The sequence below is a fragment of the Bacillus timonensis genome, from assembly GCF_000285535.1.
GTDB lineage: Bacteria > Bacillota > Bacilli > Bacillales > Bacillaceae_L > Ferdinandcohnia > Ferdinandcohnia timonensis.
The window spans coordinates 390,867-406,071 of record NZ_HE610985.1 but is presented as its reverse complement, the minus strand read 5'-3'; the positions used below and the strand labels follow the sequence as shown (position 1 = coordinate 406,071).

At 37.0% G+C, this 15,205-nt stretch carries 18 protein-coding genes; 3 read left to right on the top strand and 15 right to left on the bottom strand.

Going from position 1 to position 15,205, the window contains the following annotated elements; translation table 11 throughout:
- Positions 1-8: 8 nt before the first annotated feature.
- From hutU to BTHG_RS02310, 6 genes are all read right to left on the bottom strand, one after another.
- On the bottom strand, positions 9-1,664 hold the full coding sequence (gene hutU / locus BTHG_RS02335; protein WP_010281858.1) for a urocanate hydratase: 1,656 nt from the start codon (positions 1,662-1,664) through the stop codon (positions 9-11).
- A 55-nt stretch (positions 1,665-1,719) separates the two neighbouring features.
- The gene (gene hutH / locus BTHG_RS02330; RefSeq protein WP_010281854.1) at positions 1,720-3,201 is read right to left on the bottom strand and encodes a histidine ammonia-lyase; all 1,482 of its coding nucleotides are present in this window, start codon (positions 3,199-3,201) and stop codon (positions 1,720-1,722) included.
- Between the two features lie 139 nt (positions 3,202-3,340).
- Entirely contained in the window at positions 3,341-3,778 is a 438-nt protein-coding gene (hutP, locus tag BTHG_RS02325; protein WP_010281850.1) for a hut operon transcriptional regulator HutP, read from the bottom strand.
- 173 nt (positions 3,779-3,951) lie between these two features.
- Positions 3,952-4,356 (bottom strand): MaoC/PaaZ C-terminal domain-containing protein, encoded by a 405-nt coding sequence (locus BTHG_RS02320; protein ID WP_010281847.1) that lies wholly within the window; start codon positions 4,354-4,356, stop codon positions 3,952-3,954.
- Positions 4,353-4,802 carry a MaoC family dehydratase N-terminal domain-containing protein gene (locus BTHG_RS02315; protein ID WP_010281844.1) on the bottom strand — a complete coding sequence of 150 codons (450 nt, stop codon included), beginning with the start codon at positions 4,800-4,802 and terminating at the stop codon, positions 4,353-4,355. The genes BTHG_RS02320 and BTHG_RS02315 overlap by 4 nt, the downstream gene beginning before the upstream one ends.
- A gap of 153 nt (positions 4,803-4,955) precedes the next feature.
- Positions 4,956-5,795 carry an aldo/keto reductase gene (locus tag BTHG_RS02310; protein ID WP_010281840.1) on the bottom strand — a complete coding sequence of 280 codons (840 nt, stop codon included), beginning with the start codon at positions 5,793-5,795 and terminating at the stop codon, positions 4,956-4,958.
- A gap of 252 nt (positions 5,796-6,047) precedes the next feature.
- Between BTHG_RS02310 and BTHG_RS02305 the strand changes: the two genes are divergently transcribed.
- Positions 6,048-6,968, top strand: coding sequence for a nuclease-related domain-containing protein (locus BTHG_RS02305; protein WP_010281836.1), 921 nt, complete (start codon positions 6,048-6,050; stop codon positions 6,966-6,968).
- Positions 6,969-7,138: 170 nt separating this feature from the next.
- On the opposite strand, the gene BTHG_RS02300 is transcribed toward BTHG_RS02305, so the two are convergent.
- From BTHG_RS02300 to BTHG_RS02285, 4 genes are all read right to left on the bottom strand, one after another.
- The gene (locus BTHG_RS02300) at positions 7,139-7,321 is read right to left on the bottom strand and encodes a twin-arginine translocase TatA/TatE family subunit (RefSeq protein ID WP_010281832.1); all 183 of its coding nucleotides are present in this window, start codon (positions 7,319-7,321) and stop codon (positions 7,139-7,141) included.
- 87 nt (positions 7,322-7,408) lie between these two features.
- Entirely contained in the window at positions 7,409-8,008 is a 600-nt protein-coding gene (locus BTHG_RS02295; protein ID WP_010281830.1) for a response regulator transcription factor, read from the bottom strand.
- Positions 8,005-9,138 (bottom strand): sensor histidine kinase, encoded by a 1,134-nt coding sequence (locus BTHG_RS02290; RefSeq protein ID WP_010281823.1) that lies wholly within the window; start codon positions 9,136-9,138, stop codon positions 8,005-8,007. Before BTHG_RS02290 ends, BTHG_RS02295 begins: the two co-directional genes overlap by 4 nt.
- A 63-nt stretch (positions 9,139-9,201) precedes the next feature.
- Complete coding sequence (locus BTHG_RS02285) at positions 9,202-10,239, bottom strand: fatty acid desaturase (protein ID WP_010281820.1); 1,038 nt, start codon at positions 10,237-10,239, stop codon at positions 9,202-9,204.
- A 303-nt stretch (positions 10,240-10,542) separates the two neighbouring features.
- On the opposite strand from BTHG_RS02285, the gene BTHG_RS02280 reads away from it, so the two are divergent.
- On the top strand, positions 10,543-11,133 hold the full coding sequence (locus tag BTHG_RS02280) for a guanylate kinase (RefSeq protein ID WP_010281812.1): 591 nt from the start codon (positions 10,543-10,545) through the stop codon (positions 11,131-11,133).
- 89 nt (positions 11,134-11,222) lie between these two features.
- Here BTHG_RS02280 and BTHG_RS02275 read toward each other — a convergent pair whose 3' ends face one another.
- The 3 genes from BTHG_RS02275 to BTHG_RS02265 form a co-directional block, all read right to left on the bottom strand.
- Positions 11,223-12,158: a manganese-dependent inorganic pyrophosphatase gene (locus tag BTHG_RS02275; protein ID WP_010281810.1), complete on the bottom strand. Its 936-nt coding sequence runs from the start codon at positions 12,156-12,158 to the stop codon at positions 11,223-11,225.
- Positions 12,159-12,247: 89 nt separating this feature from the next.
- A complete protein-coding gene (locus BTHG_RS02270) occupies positions 12,248-12,541 on the bottom strand; it encodes a DUF6509 family protein (RefSeq protein WP_010281802.1) in 294 nt (97 codons plus the stop codon).
- 157 nt (positions 12,542-12,698) lie between these two features.
- On the bottom strand, positions 12,699-12,908 hold the full coding sequence (locus tag BTHG_RS02265; RefSeq protein ID WP_010281801.1) for a hypothetical protein: 210 nt from the start codon (positions 12,906-12,908) through the stop codon (positions 12,699-12,701).
- 178 nt (positions 12,909-13,086) lie between these two features.
- Here BTHG_RS02265 and BTHG_RS02260 point away from each other — a divergent pair, with 178 nt between their 5' ends.
- Entirely contained in the window at positions 13,087-13,287 is a 201-nt protein-coding gene (locus BTHG_RS02260; protein ID WP_010281800.1) for a hypothetical protein, read from the top strand.
- An 87-nt stretch (positions 13,288-13,374) separates the two neighbouring features.
- On the opposite strand, the gene BTHG_RS02255 is transcribed toward BTHG_RS02260, so the two are convergent.
- Together BTHG_RS02255 and BTHG_RS02250 are read right to left on the bottom strand one after the other, a co-directional pair.
- Positions 13,375-14,169, bottom strand: a complete 795-nt coding sequence (locus tag BTHG_RS02255; protein ID WP_010281799.1) for an ABC transporter ATP-binding protein — start codon at positions 14,167-14,169, stop codon at positions 13,375-13,377.
- Positions 14,144-15,175 (bottom strand): ABC transporter permease, encoded by a 1,032-nt coding sequence (locus BTHG_RS02250; protein ID WP_010281796.1) that lies wholly within the window; start codon positions 15,173-15,175, stop codon positions 14,144-14,146. The genes BTHG_RS02255 and BTHG_RS02250 overlap by 26 nt, the downstream gene beginning before the upstream one ends.
- Positions 15,176-15,205 lie beyond the last annotated feature (30 nt).

Genomic DNA, 15,205 nt, shown 5'->3' with positions numbered 1-15,205 from the left:
TAATAGCTTTATAGCATTGGGATATCTACCCCTTTTTCCTTCGCTACATCGATTGCTTTCACATAACCAGCATCAGCATGGCGGACAATTCCCATGCCAGGGTCAGTCGTAAGGACACGACGAAGGCGTTCTTCAGCTAAATCCGTACCGTCAGCAACAACAACCATACCTGCATGAAGTGAATAGCCCATACCCACTCCACCACCATGATGGACAGAAATCCAAGAGCCACCTGCAGCTACATTGATTAATGCATTCAAAATAGCCCAGTCTCCCACTGCATCACTGCCATCTTTCATGCTTTCCGTTTCTCGGTTTGGTGAAGCTACAGAGCCACAATCAAGGTGGTCTCGACCAATTACAATTGGAGCCTTAAGTTCTCCCTTTCGAACCAATTCATTAATGGCGAGCCCCATTTTCACCCTTTCCCCATAGCCTAACCAACAAATTCGAGCAGGGAGTCCTTGGAACTCGACTTTCTCTTGAGCCATATCAATCCAACGAAGCAATGCTTCATTTTGAGGAAACAATTCTTTAATTAGTGCATCTGTTCGATAAATGTCATCAGGATCTCCGGAAAGTGCTGCCCAGCGGAATGGTCCTTTACCTTCACAGAATAATGGCCGGATGTATGCTGGAACAAATCCTGGAAAATCAAACGCATTTTCTACCCCATTATCTTTCGCAACTTGGCGAATATTGTTTCCATAATCAAAGGTCACCGTTCCTCTACGTTCAAATTCAAGCATTGCAATTACGTGATTAGCCATTGATGCAGATGACAATTCAACATATTTTTTCGGGTCGTCCGCACGCAGAGTATTAGCTTCTTCAACAGAATAACTTTCTGGTACATAGCCATTTAACGGGTCATGAGCGGAAGTTTGGTCAGTCATTACTTCAATCTGTATATTTCTGTTTAGTATTTCATGATGCACTTCAGCTGCGTTACCGATTAAACCAATTGATAAAGCATCACCGTTGTGTTTTGCTTCTAATGCCCATTTAATCGCTTCATCAATTGAATCTGTCATTCTATCGCAATATTTTGTATCAATCCGTTTTTGTATACGAGTTTTATCAACATCAACTGCAATACAAACGCCACCGTTCATAGTAACGGCAAGTGGCTGTGCACCCCCCATTCCTCCTAATCCAGCTGTAAGCGTAATCGTTCCTTTTAATGAGCCACCAAAATGTTGGCGTGCTACTTCTGCGAAAGTTTCATAGGTTCCTTGTAGGATTCCTTGGGAGCCAATGTAAATCCAGCTTCCTGCTGTCATTTGTCCGTACATTATTAGCCCCTTTTTATCTAGTTCGTGAAAATGTTCCCAGTTCGCCCATTTTGGAACAAGTACCGAATTCGATAGCAATACACGTGGAGCTGCTTTGTGAGTTTTAAAGACTGCAACAGGTTTTCCAGATTGAATTAACATTGTTTCATCATTTTCTAACCGACGAAGGGTAGTTACGATTGCGTCAAAAGCTTCCCAATTTCTCGCTGCTTTTCCGATTCCACCGTAAACTACCAGTTCTTCCGGTTTTTCAGCGACATCAGGATCTAAATTGTTGTATAACATTCGTAATGCTGCTTCCTGCTCCCAGCCTTTACATTCAAGCTCCAGCCCTTTTTTTACATGAACGATACGATTTTGAATTGACATGGTTCATTCCCCTTTTCTAATTATTTTTCGATTAATTCAAGATTGGCTGTCCATACTAGGTTATTTTTTTAAGCCATTCAGTCATTTTCTCAATATCTTCTGCAAAAATACGGTCCTCTGTTATCGATGGGACAATTTTTCGGGCTTCCTGATAAAATGCATATGTTGCAGAAGCCATTTTTTGAACACCACGATATTCGACGGCTTGGAGGGCACAAATGCATTCTATTGCTAATACTCGCCGCACATTTTGAATAATCTGGTAGGCATGACGGGAGCCAATCGTTCCCATACTGACATGGTCCTCTTGATTTGCCGATGATGGAATCGAATCGACACTTGCTGGGTGTGCTAGTGTTTTATTTTCAGATACGAGCGATGCAGCCACATATTGCATAATCATTGCCCCAGATTGTAAACCTGGTTGAGCACTTAAAAACGGTGGCAAATCATTTAGTTGAGGATTCACAAGTCTTTCAATACGACGCTCAGAAATGCTTGCAAACTCAGCAACCGCGATTTTCATAAAATCCATTGCAATTGCGATTGGCTGACCATGGAAATTCCCGCCTGAAATGACTAAATTTCCATCTTCAAAGATTAACGGATTATCAGTTGCTGCATTTATTTCAATTTCGAGTTTTTCTTTAACATAGTCTAATGCTTGCCAAGAAGCGCCATGAACCTGTGGTATGCAACGTAACGAATAGGCATCTTGTACTCTCTTTTCACCTTGCTTTGTAATCAGTTGGCTATCGGTTAAAAGTGAGCGAATTCTTGTTGCCACATCTATTTGTTGTTGGTACCCTCGTGCCTCATGTATAGCAGGATGGAAAGCATCTATGATTCCTTCAAGTCCTTCAAGTGTTAAGGCGGCAATCATTTCACTTTGTAGGGCAAGCTGTGAGGCTTCTAACCAATTAATCACGCCCATCGCTGTCATTGCTTGGGTACCGTTGATTAACGCAAGCCCCTCTTTTGCTTGTAAAATAACCGGGGTAATGCCCTCTTTTTCAAAAACAACGTTTGTAGGAAGAATTTCTCCCCTGTAATGAACCTTTCCCTCTCCAAGTAGAACAAGTGCAAGGTGAGATAGAGGAGCCAAGTCACCAGAGGCACCAAGTGAACCCTGTTGAGGGATAACTGGATGAATGTTCATATTTAACAGAGCGACAAGTTTTTCAGCAACTAGCGGTCGAATTCCTGAAAAACCTTTTAATAATGCATTCAACCTTAGCAAGACCATTGCTCGCGAAACTACTTCAGGGAATGGTTCGCCAACTCCACAGGCATGAGAGCGAATTAAATTTAGTTGTAAATCGTTCACATCGTCATCTGCAATGATTACGTCACTAAATTTACCAAAACCTGTATTAATTCCGTAAATTGTTCTTTTATCTGCTACAATCTTTTCAACAGCTCTACGACTTTTCTCGACTTTTTGAAGTGATTCTTTGCTAATTGTGACTAGTTCATTGTCATAGCAAATCCGTTTTACTTGTTCCAAAGTTAACGAATGACCAGTTAACTCAACCATACATCATCCCCCTAAATAATTATGTTTCAGATTCTTTTTCTAGAAATGAGTCGTGGAAAAACGAAAAGAGGCGACAATGGCATAGAGATACCATCATCGCCTCCTATTGACTAAAGGACTATAGGCAATGTCACAAATATTAAATATGATTAATTCCGAGACCAATTGTTTCGTGTTCAAGGCCTTTGATAGGTGCCCCAATTGTCCCGTAAAAAGCAACGGCAATCCATTCGCCTTCTTCTTCGTTTGTATAGGGAGTCCCTCGAACGATTGCAAAGCGAAGACCGACAGTCCGACTAATTTCACCAATCGCGGTTTGCCCTCGTGTCACACCCTCGATTCCTTCAATAATCGCGTGGTAAAGAGCATGGGTTTCACGGTATTGTGACTCATGAATTAGGCCATGTCGTTTTGCAGCTGTCTCAACTGCTGCAATCACCTTTTGCATGTTCATCGAGCCGACTTTTCCTTGACAGTATTTAACATTCGTCAAGCTTGATGAAAAAGTAATCATTTCTTCTTCCGTTAATGTTGCAAGCAGTACAGCAATTTTTCCAATTGTTATTTTTTGACTCATAACTAAGAACCTCTAATTTCTGAATTTTCCTATTATCTATTAACTTATTAGTATTGTAAGCCTGAGCCAATCCAATTGTCAATGGATTTGGAAAATTTTAGTATATTAGTATAGTAGTAATCTACCTAAGTAAAGTGAATTTGTAAAATAAAAAAGCCCATTCGAAAATGGGTTTACTCGTATTTTTGAAAAATGACATTGCCTTTGATTACATTTTTATCATGCTGGTTTACGGCTGCTACATCAAAGACTAGATCGTTCTCTTCTATTCTTTTTAATGTTGCTTTGAGTGTGATAACGTCTTCTAAGAACACCATATTCCGAAACCGAATCGAATAGGTTTTAATAAAGCCTTCCTGGTAAAAAGGCGTAAATAGTTTTGCGAGGTTTCCCATTGTCCACATTCCATGTGCAATGACTCCAGGTAAACCAGCCTTATGTGCTTCAACATCAATCGTATGGATGGGGTTGTAATCACCGGAGGCACCAGAATATTTAATTAAGTCCATTCTTGAAACAGGTGGAAGTTGGACAGTTTCAAGTGAAGAACCTATTTTGATATTCGTTAATGAACTCATGACATAATCCCCCTTCTAACTGCTTCGGTAATGATAACGACCAACTTAGAAGTAAATATCAGCTCACCATTTACATCTTCTCCGTTTTCACTAATTGTCAGAAAGCACATTGATCCAGTTGCCCCTTTTTTCTCAACACAATTTTCGACTTTGGAATAGCAATAAATTTCTTCCCCAACGAGTAAAGGTCTTTTATACTTAAAAACCTGCTCACCATGAATAAGTCCTTTTTCAGGTAAAACAAGTCCTTGAATTTCACCAAACTCTAAAACTCTAGGAAATGTTGGTGGTGCAATATTTGTTTTATAAATGGAATTCTTCCCAAACTCTTCGTCTATGAAAATTGGATGAGCGTCACCGATTGCTTCTGCAAATTTTTTGACCGCACCCCATTCGATGATATTTTTTATTTTCGCTGATTGTTTACCGATAAAATCTTTATACACTACACCCACTCCTCTACTCTATTGAGCCGTCCGCCACATAAAGAATTCTCAAACACTAGCTATGTATAGTTTTATTTTATTTCGAACTTTCTGTCAACACAAGAGAAATTAATAAAAGCCACACGAAAGCATCCGTGTGGCTTAGCCAATCAATCATTCAAATCCAGCGGTCATTTCATCTGGATCTGAACCAATTCGATCATTTTTATTAAGTGAGTTGATTTTTTCCATATCTTCTTGTGAAAGCTCAAAATCAAAAACATCCGCATTTTCTTTGATGCGGTTTTCTTTAATTGACTTTGGAATCGTTACAACGCCGTTTTGTAGATCCCAGCGTAAAATTACCTGTGCAACTGATTTGTTGTATTTTTGGCTAATCTCAACGAGTGTTGAATCGTTAAGTAATTCTCCGCGCTTAAGTGGAGACCATGATTCTAATTGAATGCCTTCCTTTTTACAGAATTCGTGTAACTCTGTTTGTGTAAGGTGTGGATGGTATTCAACTTGGTTCACCATTGGTTTTATCTCAGAATTTTTCAAGAGATTTTCAAGGTGGTGAATATGGAAGTTACTTACGCCAATTGCACGTACGCGACCTTCCTTGTATAGCTTTTCAAGTGCGTGCCATGTTTCAATATATTTATCTTTTCCAGGCCAGTGAATTAGATATAGATCTAAGTAGTCCAGACCTAGTTTTTGGAGGCTTGTTTCGAAAGCTTGAAGTGTAGATTCGTAACCTTGGTCACTGTTCCACACTTTGGATGTAACGAACAATTCTTCACGGTTAATACCAGATTCGCGAATTGCTTGTCCTACACCTTCTTCATTTTGATAGACAGCAGCTGTGTCGATACTCTTATACCCATGTTTGATTGCCCATTTTACTGAATCAATGACTTCTTGGCCCTCTTTTACTTTAAATACGCCAAGTCCAAACCAAGGCATTTTTACTCCATTATGTAATGTTGTTGTATCCTGAAGACTTTTTACCATATGTATCCTCCTAACAATGTAAGTGTTACCATTACTAGTTTCTCATACGACAGAGCATTTTTCAAATCTGACGAAACGGAAAAGTAGAAAAATTTCTCTTATCTAGAAATCTACAAAAAGTTCAATATTAGGATTAGGACACACTCAAATAAGTTTTCCACAGTGATAATTTTGATAATTGGCTGGACTACAAAAAAATATTGTGAAAGTATAGATTGTTTTTGTAGAATGTTGCTGAAAGGATGTGGTTGATTGATTTACAAATCTCGTGGTGAAAATACTGAATTGGAATTATTTCGTACTATTCAAGTCCGCAAGAGAATTGGGGAAAAAGATGAAAATAATTACAAGTACCTTGAAAAAGGTTGGCTCGGTGAAAAACAGTTTGACCAATTGTTTCTAACCCTCACAAATGAATGCCTTATTTTAAACAATCTCCTCTTTGAAGTGAATAACACCCAATTACAAATTGATTCCTTACTAATTACCTCCAAAGAAATCATCATCTTTGAAGTAAAAAACTTTGAAGGTGATATTGTTATCGACGGTAATCGCTGGCACCTACCATCTGGAAAAGAAATCAAAAACCCGCTAATACAATTTTCCCGATGCGAATCATTGTTTCGACAGCTATTAGAAGAGTTGAGATTTACTCTATCAGTTGAATCCAAGCTTGAATTTATAAACCCTGAATTTTATCTTTATGAAGCACCGGTAAAAGCTCCATTTGTATTTCATGCGCAACTCGGAAGGTTATTTAAAAAATTAGATACATTGGCTGCTGGTAGCTTGCCTGGGGGACATTTACAATTAGCAGAAAAATTGGTTTCATTACATATTAAGGACACTCCATATAAGCGATTACCTGTATACAATTACGAAGAGCTAGAAAAAGGGATTGTTTGTATGCGGGGGTGTTCGTTTATGGTTGTCGCCAGTCAAAATTATCTCGTTTGTCTTAATTGTGGTGACTTAGAGCATAAGGAATCAGCGGTTCTACGAAGTGTGAAAGAGTTTCGTTTACTTTTTCCGGAAAGGAAGAATACAACGAGTCAGGTTACTGAGTGGTGTGGGGTTATTAGTTCTAGGTTGACAATCAGAAAATATTTGTTAAAAGAATACAAGCTAGTAACTACAGGTAGAACATCACATTTTGTAAAAAAAGATGAATAATGCTCATTATAGAATTTAGTTTTCGGTATCCCATTTATCGTTTAGCAGTTCAGTGATATACCGATTACACCGTTTTCGGCGTATCATTTATCGTTTTTCATCTAAGTGATATATCGATTACCCCGTTTTCCGTATACAAATAAAAAAAGAGAGGTACAAAACCTCTCCCATTACTTATCATTATTTGCTTTTGTTTCAACGTCGTCGTCATCAAGGATGCCTTTTGTTGCTTTTTTGAATTCACGAAGTGTTGTTCCAGCTGCTTTTCCAAGCTCAGGAAGCTTTTTAGGTCCGAATACGAGTAATGCAAAAAAGATAATTAATAATAACTCACCGAAACCAAGGTTTCCCATGATCATTCCACCTTAAAACGAAATGTATTGCAACCTTATTTTATTCCTCCATTCATCATTTTTCAATTGAAATTTTCAGGTCTGACCTTATTTAAACCAACCTTTTTCTTTGGATTGAGTGATTGCCTCGATTCGATTTTTCACTTCAAGTTTATCTAAAATGGTTGAAATATAGTTTCGGACTGTACCTGTTTTAATTCGTAATTCATCCGCTATTTCTTTTGTGTTTTTTCCATCTGCGACAAGTTCAAGTACTTCCCGTTCCCGCTCGGTTAACGGGTTTTCATCTGCATATAAATCATCCATTAATTCAGGTGCATACACGCGTTTACCACTCATGACACTTCGAATTGAATCCGCTAATTCATCACTTGGACTATCTTTAAGCAGGTATCCCTTCACTCCTGCCTTTAAGGCGCGTTGAAAATAACCAGTTCGAGCAAACGTCGTCAAAATAATTACCTTGCAGTCTGTTTCTTTTAATTCTTCTGCTGCTTCAAGACCCGTTTTTAGTGGCATTTCTATATCCATTATGCAAATTTCTGGTTGTAGCTCTTTGACAAGCGAAACGGCTTCTTTTCCATTACTTGCCATCCCAACTACTTCCATATCGTCCTCTAAGTTTAAGAGTGAACCTAGCGCCCCTAGGACCATTCTTTGATCTTCTGCTATCACAATTCGAATCATAAAAGTCCCTCCACTTCAACCTGTTTACGTACATTTGGTATTTTAATAAGTAAAGTTGTACCGTCCTTCGTTACAATTTTTAGACTTCCATTTACAAATTCTAAACGTTCTCTCATTCCCTGTAATCCATGACCATCAACCACATCTTTATCAGGATTGGTGCCAATCCCATTGTCCTTAATGATTAAATGAATTTCTTCCTCAAATTTTGAAATTTCAATGATACAACGAGTTGCTTTACTATGCTTAACAACATTATTAACCCCTTCTTTTATTAGCATGCTGATAATATTTTCGTGGAAAAGTGAAACATCCTTTAATGAATCATCCTGTATATATTCAAATTCAATACCAGCGGCATTTAATATTTCATGAACTCGGACAATTTCTTCCTTTATGCGAATACCACGCATTTGTGATACCATTTGACGAACTTCATTCAATGCGGTTCTTGCCGTTTGTTGCACATCCTTTAATTCATGACGTGCTTTCTCTGGATCTTTATGTACCAATTTCCTCGCTAAATCACTTTTTAAACCAATCATTGAAAGCCTCTGGCCAAGTGTATCATGAAGGTCCCTTGCAATTCGTTGGCGTTCTTCTTGTTTGACTAGCTCTGCAATTCGTTTATTTGCATCCTCAAGTTGTTCCTCAAGCTTCTCTTGTTTCTTTTTATTATAAATGTTAAATGGCAAGAGGATGACACTGATCCAAATGATAATAACGAATGGTAATTGGGTTAAGAACATCTCATCTTGTAATACGAGATTGTAATTAATAGAGAATGTAATAGCAACTAAATGGATAATGTATAAAGTTAAAAAAGCTACTCGGTTCCTTATGTGTCCATTGTAATAGGCTATATAGAAAGCAAAATAAATAAACGCAAACAAAATGGACATTGTTAATGAAATCCCAATTAAAATTGAAGTCCATAAATAAACTGGCCATTTTCTCGAGATAAAAGCAAATCGTAGCGAAACGAAAAAAATGACTGTTAAGATAAGACCAGCAACAATTTCAGGGGTCGATGATGATTGGAAAATAAAATAAAACGGTAAAATACTAATAACTGCCCAAATATACGGCGAAACCCCCGACCATTTTTGAAAAAGTGAATATTTTTTCATCCAACCTACCTCATTTTATTTCTGTTTAATTTGTATCATATCATATATAGAGAAAAACCCAGCTTATTTTTCTAAGCTGGGTATCTTTTTTACATTCTTTTGATCAGCAACCATTTCTTTTATTTTTCCGTAGCCGACAAACACTTTCTCTTCTTCATCCCACAGGCGGAATTTAAGTGATTTTAAGCTTGTTTTAAGTGTAATGGTTGGTACATGTTGAAGTGGAGCTGTTTGATTGTGTACTTCTTCAAGTTTGTAATTCGGAACACGTGGGCTTAAGTGATGTACATGGTGATAGCCAATGTTTCCTGTTAACCACTGTAAAGGCTTTGGTAACTTGTAAAATGAACTTCCTTCAACTGCAGCCTTTACATATTCCCAGTTTTCATCTTCCTCAAAATAAGAATCTTCAAAAGTATGCTGAACATAAAATAACCAAACTCCAGCAATTCCAGAAATCATAAAAATCGTTCCCTGTACGATTAAAAACGACTGCCAACCGATTGCCCAAATAATAATAGCGAAAAGGACCACGATTCCTAGATTTGTTATATATGTGTTAAGACGTTCTTTTTTTCTTGCTTTTTTTCTATTGAATCGATTTTCAATTAAAAATACATAAATTGGTCCTAAAATAAACATCACAAATGGATTTCGATAAATTCTGTAGCAAAGACGTTGCAAAGCTGAAGCTTCCAAGTATTCCTCTACAGTCATTACCCAAATATCACCCGTACCACGTTTATCGAGATTTGAGCTTGTAGCATGGTGTACGGAATGATCATGTCCCCATTTACTGTATGGAAATAGTGTTAAAATCCCGGAAATGGTTCCAATTATTTTATTTGCTGTGCGATTTTTAAAGAATGAGTGATGACAACAGTCATGGAAAATGATAAAAATTCGAACTAGAAAGCCTGCTGCAACCACACCAATTGCAAATGTCAATAGATAAGAAATGTTTAATGAATAATAGGCAAGAACCCATAAGCCAAGATAAGGAATGACAGTATTTAAAAGCTGAAACAGACTCGCTTTAAAGTTTGATTTTTCAAACGGCGCCACTTGTTTACGTAAGCTTCGCTGATCTAATTTGTTCATGTAATCGTTCCTTTCTTCAATCTTTTTTCATATTTGGATTTTTAAAATTAATAAGGTGACTTTTGCTGACTTTCGCCAACAGTCGTTTACATTATCAATATTATCGGAGAAAAAAGATTTGCACTAGACATAGGTGTCATGTGAAATATATGATAAATGTCATACCCTATATTGAAAATTTAAAATACACAAAAAATTAACATAATAAATGGGCTAAATACACCGATTTTATGCTATACTTAAAAAACAGAATATTTCAACCAATATTCAAATAAAATTTTTAAAAAAAGAGGGAGGAAACCTATGTACAAATTGAAGGACAAAGAGAGGATATTTATTTATACAGGACCAGATGGTTCTGGTAGAAAAACGTTAGGAAAAATGGTTGCAACAGCATTTGATATGCAGACGGTACCCTCATTCACAACTCGAAGCCCCCGCCCTTTCGAAAACAACGGAGAAGACTACCACTTTGTTAGTAAAGAAACCTTTCACCAAATGATGCAGCAAAATGAATTTCTAGAAAGTGTCGAGATTGATGGACATTTCTATGGAATACGTGAAATTGACATAGTAAATATTTTCAAGAAAAATAAGGTTGTTTATTTAACACTAAATCCAGAAGGTGCGGAAGTTTTGAAGCAAATGTATGGAGAGAATGCGATTCGAATCTTTGTCTACGCTGATAGAGATACTGTCTATGAACGTCAGATTGAACGTGGTGATAGTCCAGAGGATATCGAACGTCATATGAACCATTATGATGCTACAATGGCCTATAAAGCGTCTTGTGAACATGTATATGAAAATTATGACCTACCTCAGGTCTCATATCAGATTAGTGAGATGATTGAAACATATTTAGATAGACAATTAATTGCTGACGATTATTAAAGGAAGATCTCGAGTAAGCGCAATAAAACTAGAGCAATTGATGCAATAAAGCCCTAAAAGAGGTTTCTTATCTCTTTTAGGGCTTATTATTATGATAGGCTATTAAAACTTTCAGTAAGTACTGGAACAACTTGTTTCTTACGAGAAACAACACCTTTTAAATCGGCTGTTTTGTTTTCTAGGGTTACATTAAATGCTTTTTCTACGGCTTCTGTTTTTGCACCGACTGCTAGTCCTACAGAATCGTTGTTTAAAATATCTGTAATGACAAGTAAGAATAAATCAAGTCCATTTTCACTGATTTGTTGATTCATCACATTTTCAAGCTCACTCTGTCTTGCTAATACGTCCTGTGGGTCCACAACGTTTACTTGAGCGATTTGGACTTTGCTGCCATTCATTGAGAATTCTTTAGAATCTAAAGAAACTAATTGTTCCGCAGTCTTGTCACTTACATTTGCACCAGCTTTTAACATTTCAAGGCCATATGCATCTGCATCGACTCCTGCAATCTCTGCTAACTCACGAGCAGCTTGAATATCTTCCTCAGTGCAAGTTGGAGATTTAAATAGTAGTGAATCAGAGATAATTGCTGAAAGCATTAAACCAGCAATTTCTTTTGTGATTTCAACATTATTTTCTTTGTAAAGTTTGTTAAGAATAGTTGCTGTACAACCAACAGGCTCTACACGGAAATATAATGGATCACTTGTTTCAAAATTTGCTACACGATGGTGATCGATTACCTCTTTGATTTTTACTTTTTCAAGTCCATCTGCACTTTGTTGACGTTCATTGTGGTCAACTAAAATGACAGATTCAACTTCATTTGCTACATTTTCAACTAATCGAGGTGCTTCAGCTTTGAAATAATCCAATGCATATTGGGTTTCACTGTTTACTTCACCTAAGCGTACCGGCTCAGCTTCTAAGCCTAGCTTCCTTTTTAACTCAGCATAAGCAATCGCTGAACAAATTGTATCCGTATCTGGATTTTTATGACCGAAAACAAGTACTTTTTCCATTTATGCATTACTCCTTATTGCTTAATATGTATGATATACTCTCTCATTTTACACAAAGATTCCTGAACGATAAAGAATTTTGGACATTTTTATTCATTTTGTTCGTCTAAATGTGTTTTACAAAATTCATTAACCGTGATTTCTTCTTCTTCCTCTAGCTCGAAATCAAGCACTTTTTCAGTGCCTTTTTCATAAAAATAATATTGGGCGATTCTCTCTCCCCTACTATCGATTGCAAAAATTACTTTTAGTTCAATTCCATTTTCAGAATATAGTTCATCATCCTCAGGAACCTCGATTTCCAAAAAGAACTCATAGCGCTCTCCCTCTAATATGCCTGTTGGATCCTTTAATCTTTCAACCGAATATCCGGTAATATTCATTCTTATATTTCCACCCTTCAAATTGAATAAAGTCCGTAACTATTATACACATTCTTTCCTGATTCGTGAAAAAATTTCCGATTATGGAGCTAAATTTTCACCATCACATTAAAATGAGTGTCCCAAAATTTTGGAACACCCATGTGATTTTTATAGATTACCATGGAAACATTCTTTTACGTTCATTTTCCTGTTCACCCATTACTTCATCATCACGATGGCGTCTACGGTCTTCAACACCACCTACATCATCAAAATCACGTCGATTATGTCTTCTTTTGTCATTTGTTTCGATAATAATAACCTCATCTGCATTGATAATGACTCTGTCTGCATTAATCACATGACGTCTTTTATTTTCACTCATATCGGTTTCACTCCCTTCAAGCTTATACAATAAAGTATGGGAATGAAACTAACTTGATTGGACGCGTATCCGTAGTACATCCATCTATTTTTACATGGTTAATTGGATTTAAGCTCATAGGACAAACGATTCCTAAATAGAATAATAATAATCCCGCAAGCAAAGGAGTTGTCGTTGAATGGCAGTAATGAATAAAATAGCATTAATTTTTGTGGTACTTTACTCTGGCATTATCTTGATGAATACGCATTTAGGGGAAACGGAACGAGTACAATCGAATGTCGTCATTTTGGTTTTAAATGGCTTTGCGTATATTGTATCTGCGATAGATATCGAAAGAGAAAAACAAAAACTTGTCGAAAATCAATCCACCGCATAAAAAACGACCGCTTCGTAATTAAGCGGCCGTTTTTTATTTATTGACATGTAATAGACAATAAAATCTCCAACTGATAGAAGTTTCACGTTATGAAAGTAAAGCACGGTCATTTGTCATCTTTGCGCCTCTGATACGTTGGAACTCATTTAGCAATTGATCAACAGTCAAATTCGCTTTTTCTTGTTCATCAACTTCTAAAATAATTTGTCCCTTATCCATCATAATCAGACGATTTCCTAAATCAAGTGCTTGTTGCATATTATGTGTGACCATTAGTGTTGTTAGATTGTATTTCTCGACTATTTCTTTGGTTAAGTTTGTAATTAATTCTGCACGAGCAGGGTCAAGTGCTGCCGTATGTTCATCCAGTAATAAGATTGAAGGTTCTGTGAAGGTAGCCATTAAAAGTGATAAGGCTTGGCGTTCTCCACCAGATAACAAACCGACTTTTGCAGATAAGCGATTCTCTAATCCTAAGTTTAGAGATTGGAGTACTTCTTTAAAGTAGTCCTTACGTTTCTTTGTTACTCCTCTACGTAGTGTGCGAGATTTATTTCGTGAGTAGGCCATTGCTAAATTTTCCTCAATGGTCATGTTTGGAGCAGTTCCAGCCATTGGGTCCTGGAATACACGTCCAATAAGCCTAGCCCGTTTGTGTTCTGGTAAAAATGTAACATCTTTACCTGCTATCTCTACAGAACCAGCATCAGGAATCAATACACCTGAAATCACATTCATTAACGTAGATTTACCAGCACCATTACTTCCAATTACAGTAACAAAATCTCCTTCTTTTAACTGTAAATTCGTCCAATCTAGGGCAATCTTTTCATCGGGAGTACCTTCATTAAAAATTTTATGAATTTGATTTAATTGTAGCACTCGCCTCACCCTTTCTTTCTGAAGGTACATTGTTCGATTGTACAAGTTGCTGCTGTCGTTTTGCCCTTCTGCTTTTCTCTTTTGTTCCTTCAAGAACTTTCGGAAGAACTAGCGCAATGATTACAATGATTGCGGTAATTAATTTCATATCCCCTGGTTGTAGGAACTCAACACGTAATGCAAGTGATACAACAATACGATAAATGATTGCCCCACCAATAACTGCAATTGTAGCTCTTGCAATCGTTTTGGCACCAAATAAGGCTTCACCGATAATCACGGAAGCTAACCCAATAACAATCATCCCAATTCCCATTCCAACATCGGCGAATCCACCTTGTTGGGCGATTAGTGAACCTGAGAATGCTACTAGAGCATTGGATAGACCTAATCCAAGTATCGTCATTAGATTTGTATTTGCAGAAAAGCTGGAAATCATTTTTTTGTTGTCACCCGTTGCCCTTATCGCTAGACCAATTTCTGTTCGTAAGAATAGGTCAATTAATAATTTAATTGCAAAAGTAACAACTATCATAAAAATGAGGATTCCCCACGTTTTAGGTAAGCTTTCACCTAATCCTGTAGCTGTTAAAATAGAATTAAAAAAGGAATCTAAGCCTAGAGAAGCTGATACATTAGAAACGTTTGTAAAAGCTGTATCAATGTTTAATAATGAAACATTTGATTTGCCCATAATTCGTAGATTTATAGAATAAAGGGCGATCATCATCAAAATACCAGATAGTAATGCATTAATTCTACCTACCGTGTGCAGTAATCCAGTGATACTACCAGCAATAAATCCGGCAACAAGTGCTAGAAGTGTTGCGATAAAAGGATTTACTCCATTTGTTATTAAAATGGCGGAAACAGCAGCTCCTGTAACGAAGCTGCCGTCAACCGTCAAGTCTGGAAAATCTAGTATACGGAAGGACAGGTAAACACCAATTGCCATGATTGCATAGATGATTCCTGATTCAAATGCCCCAAATAATGCCGTAAACATGTTGAATCATCCTTTCTTTAAGTACGTGTT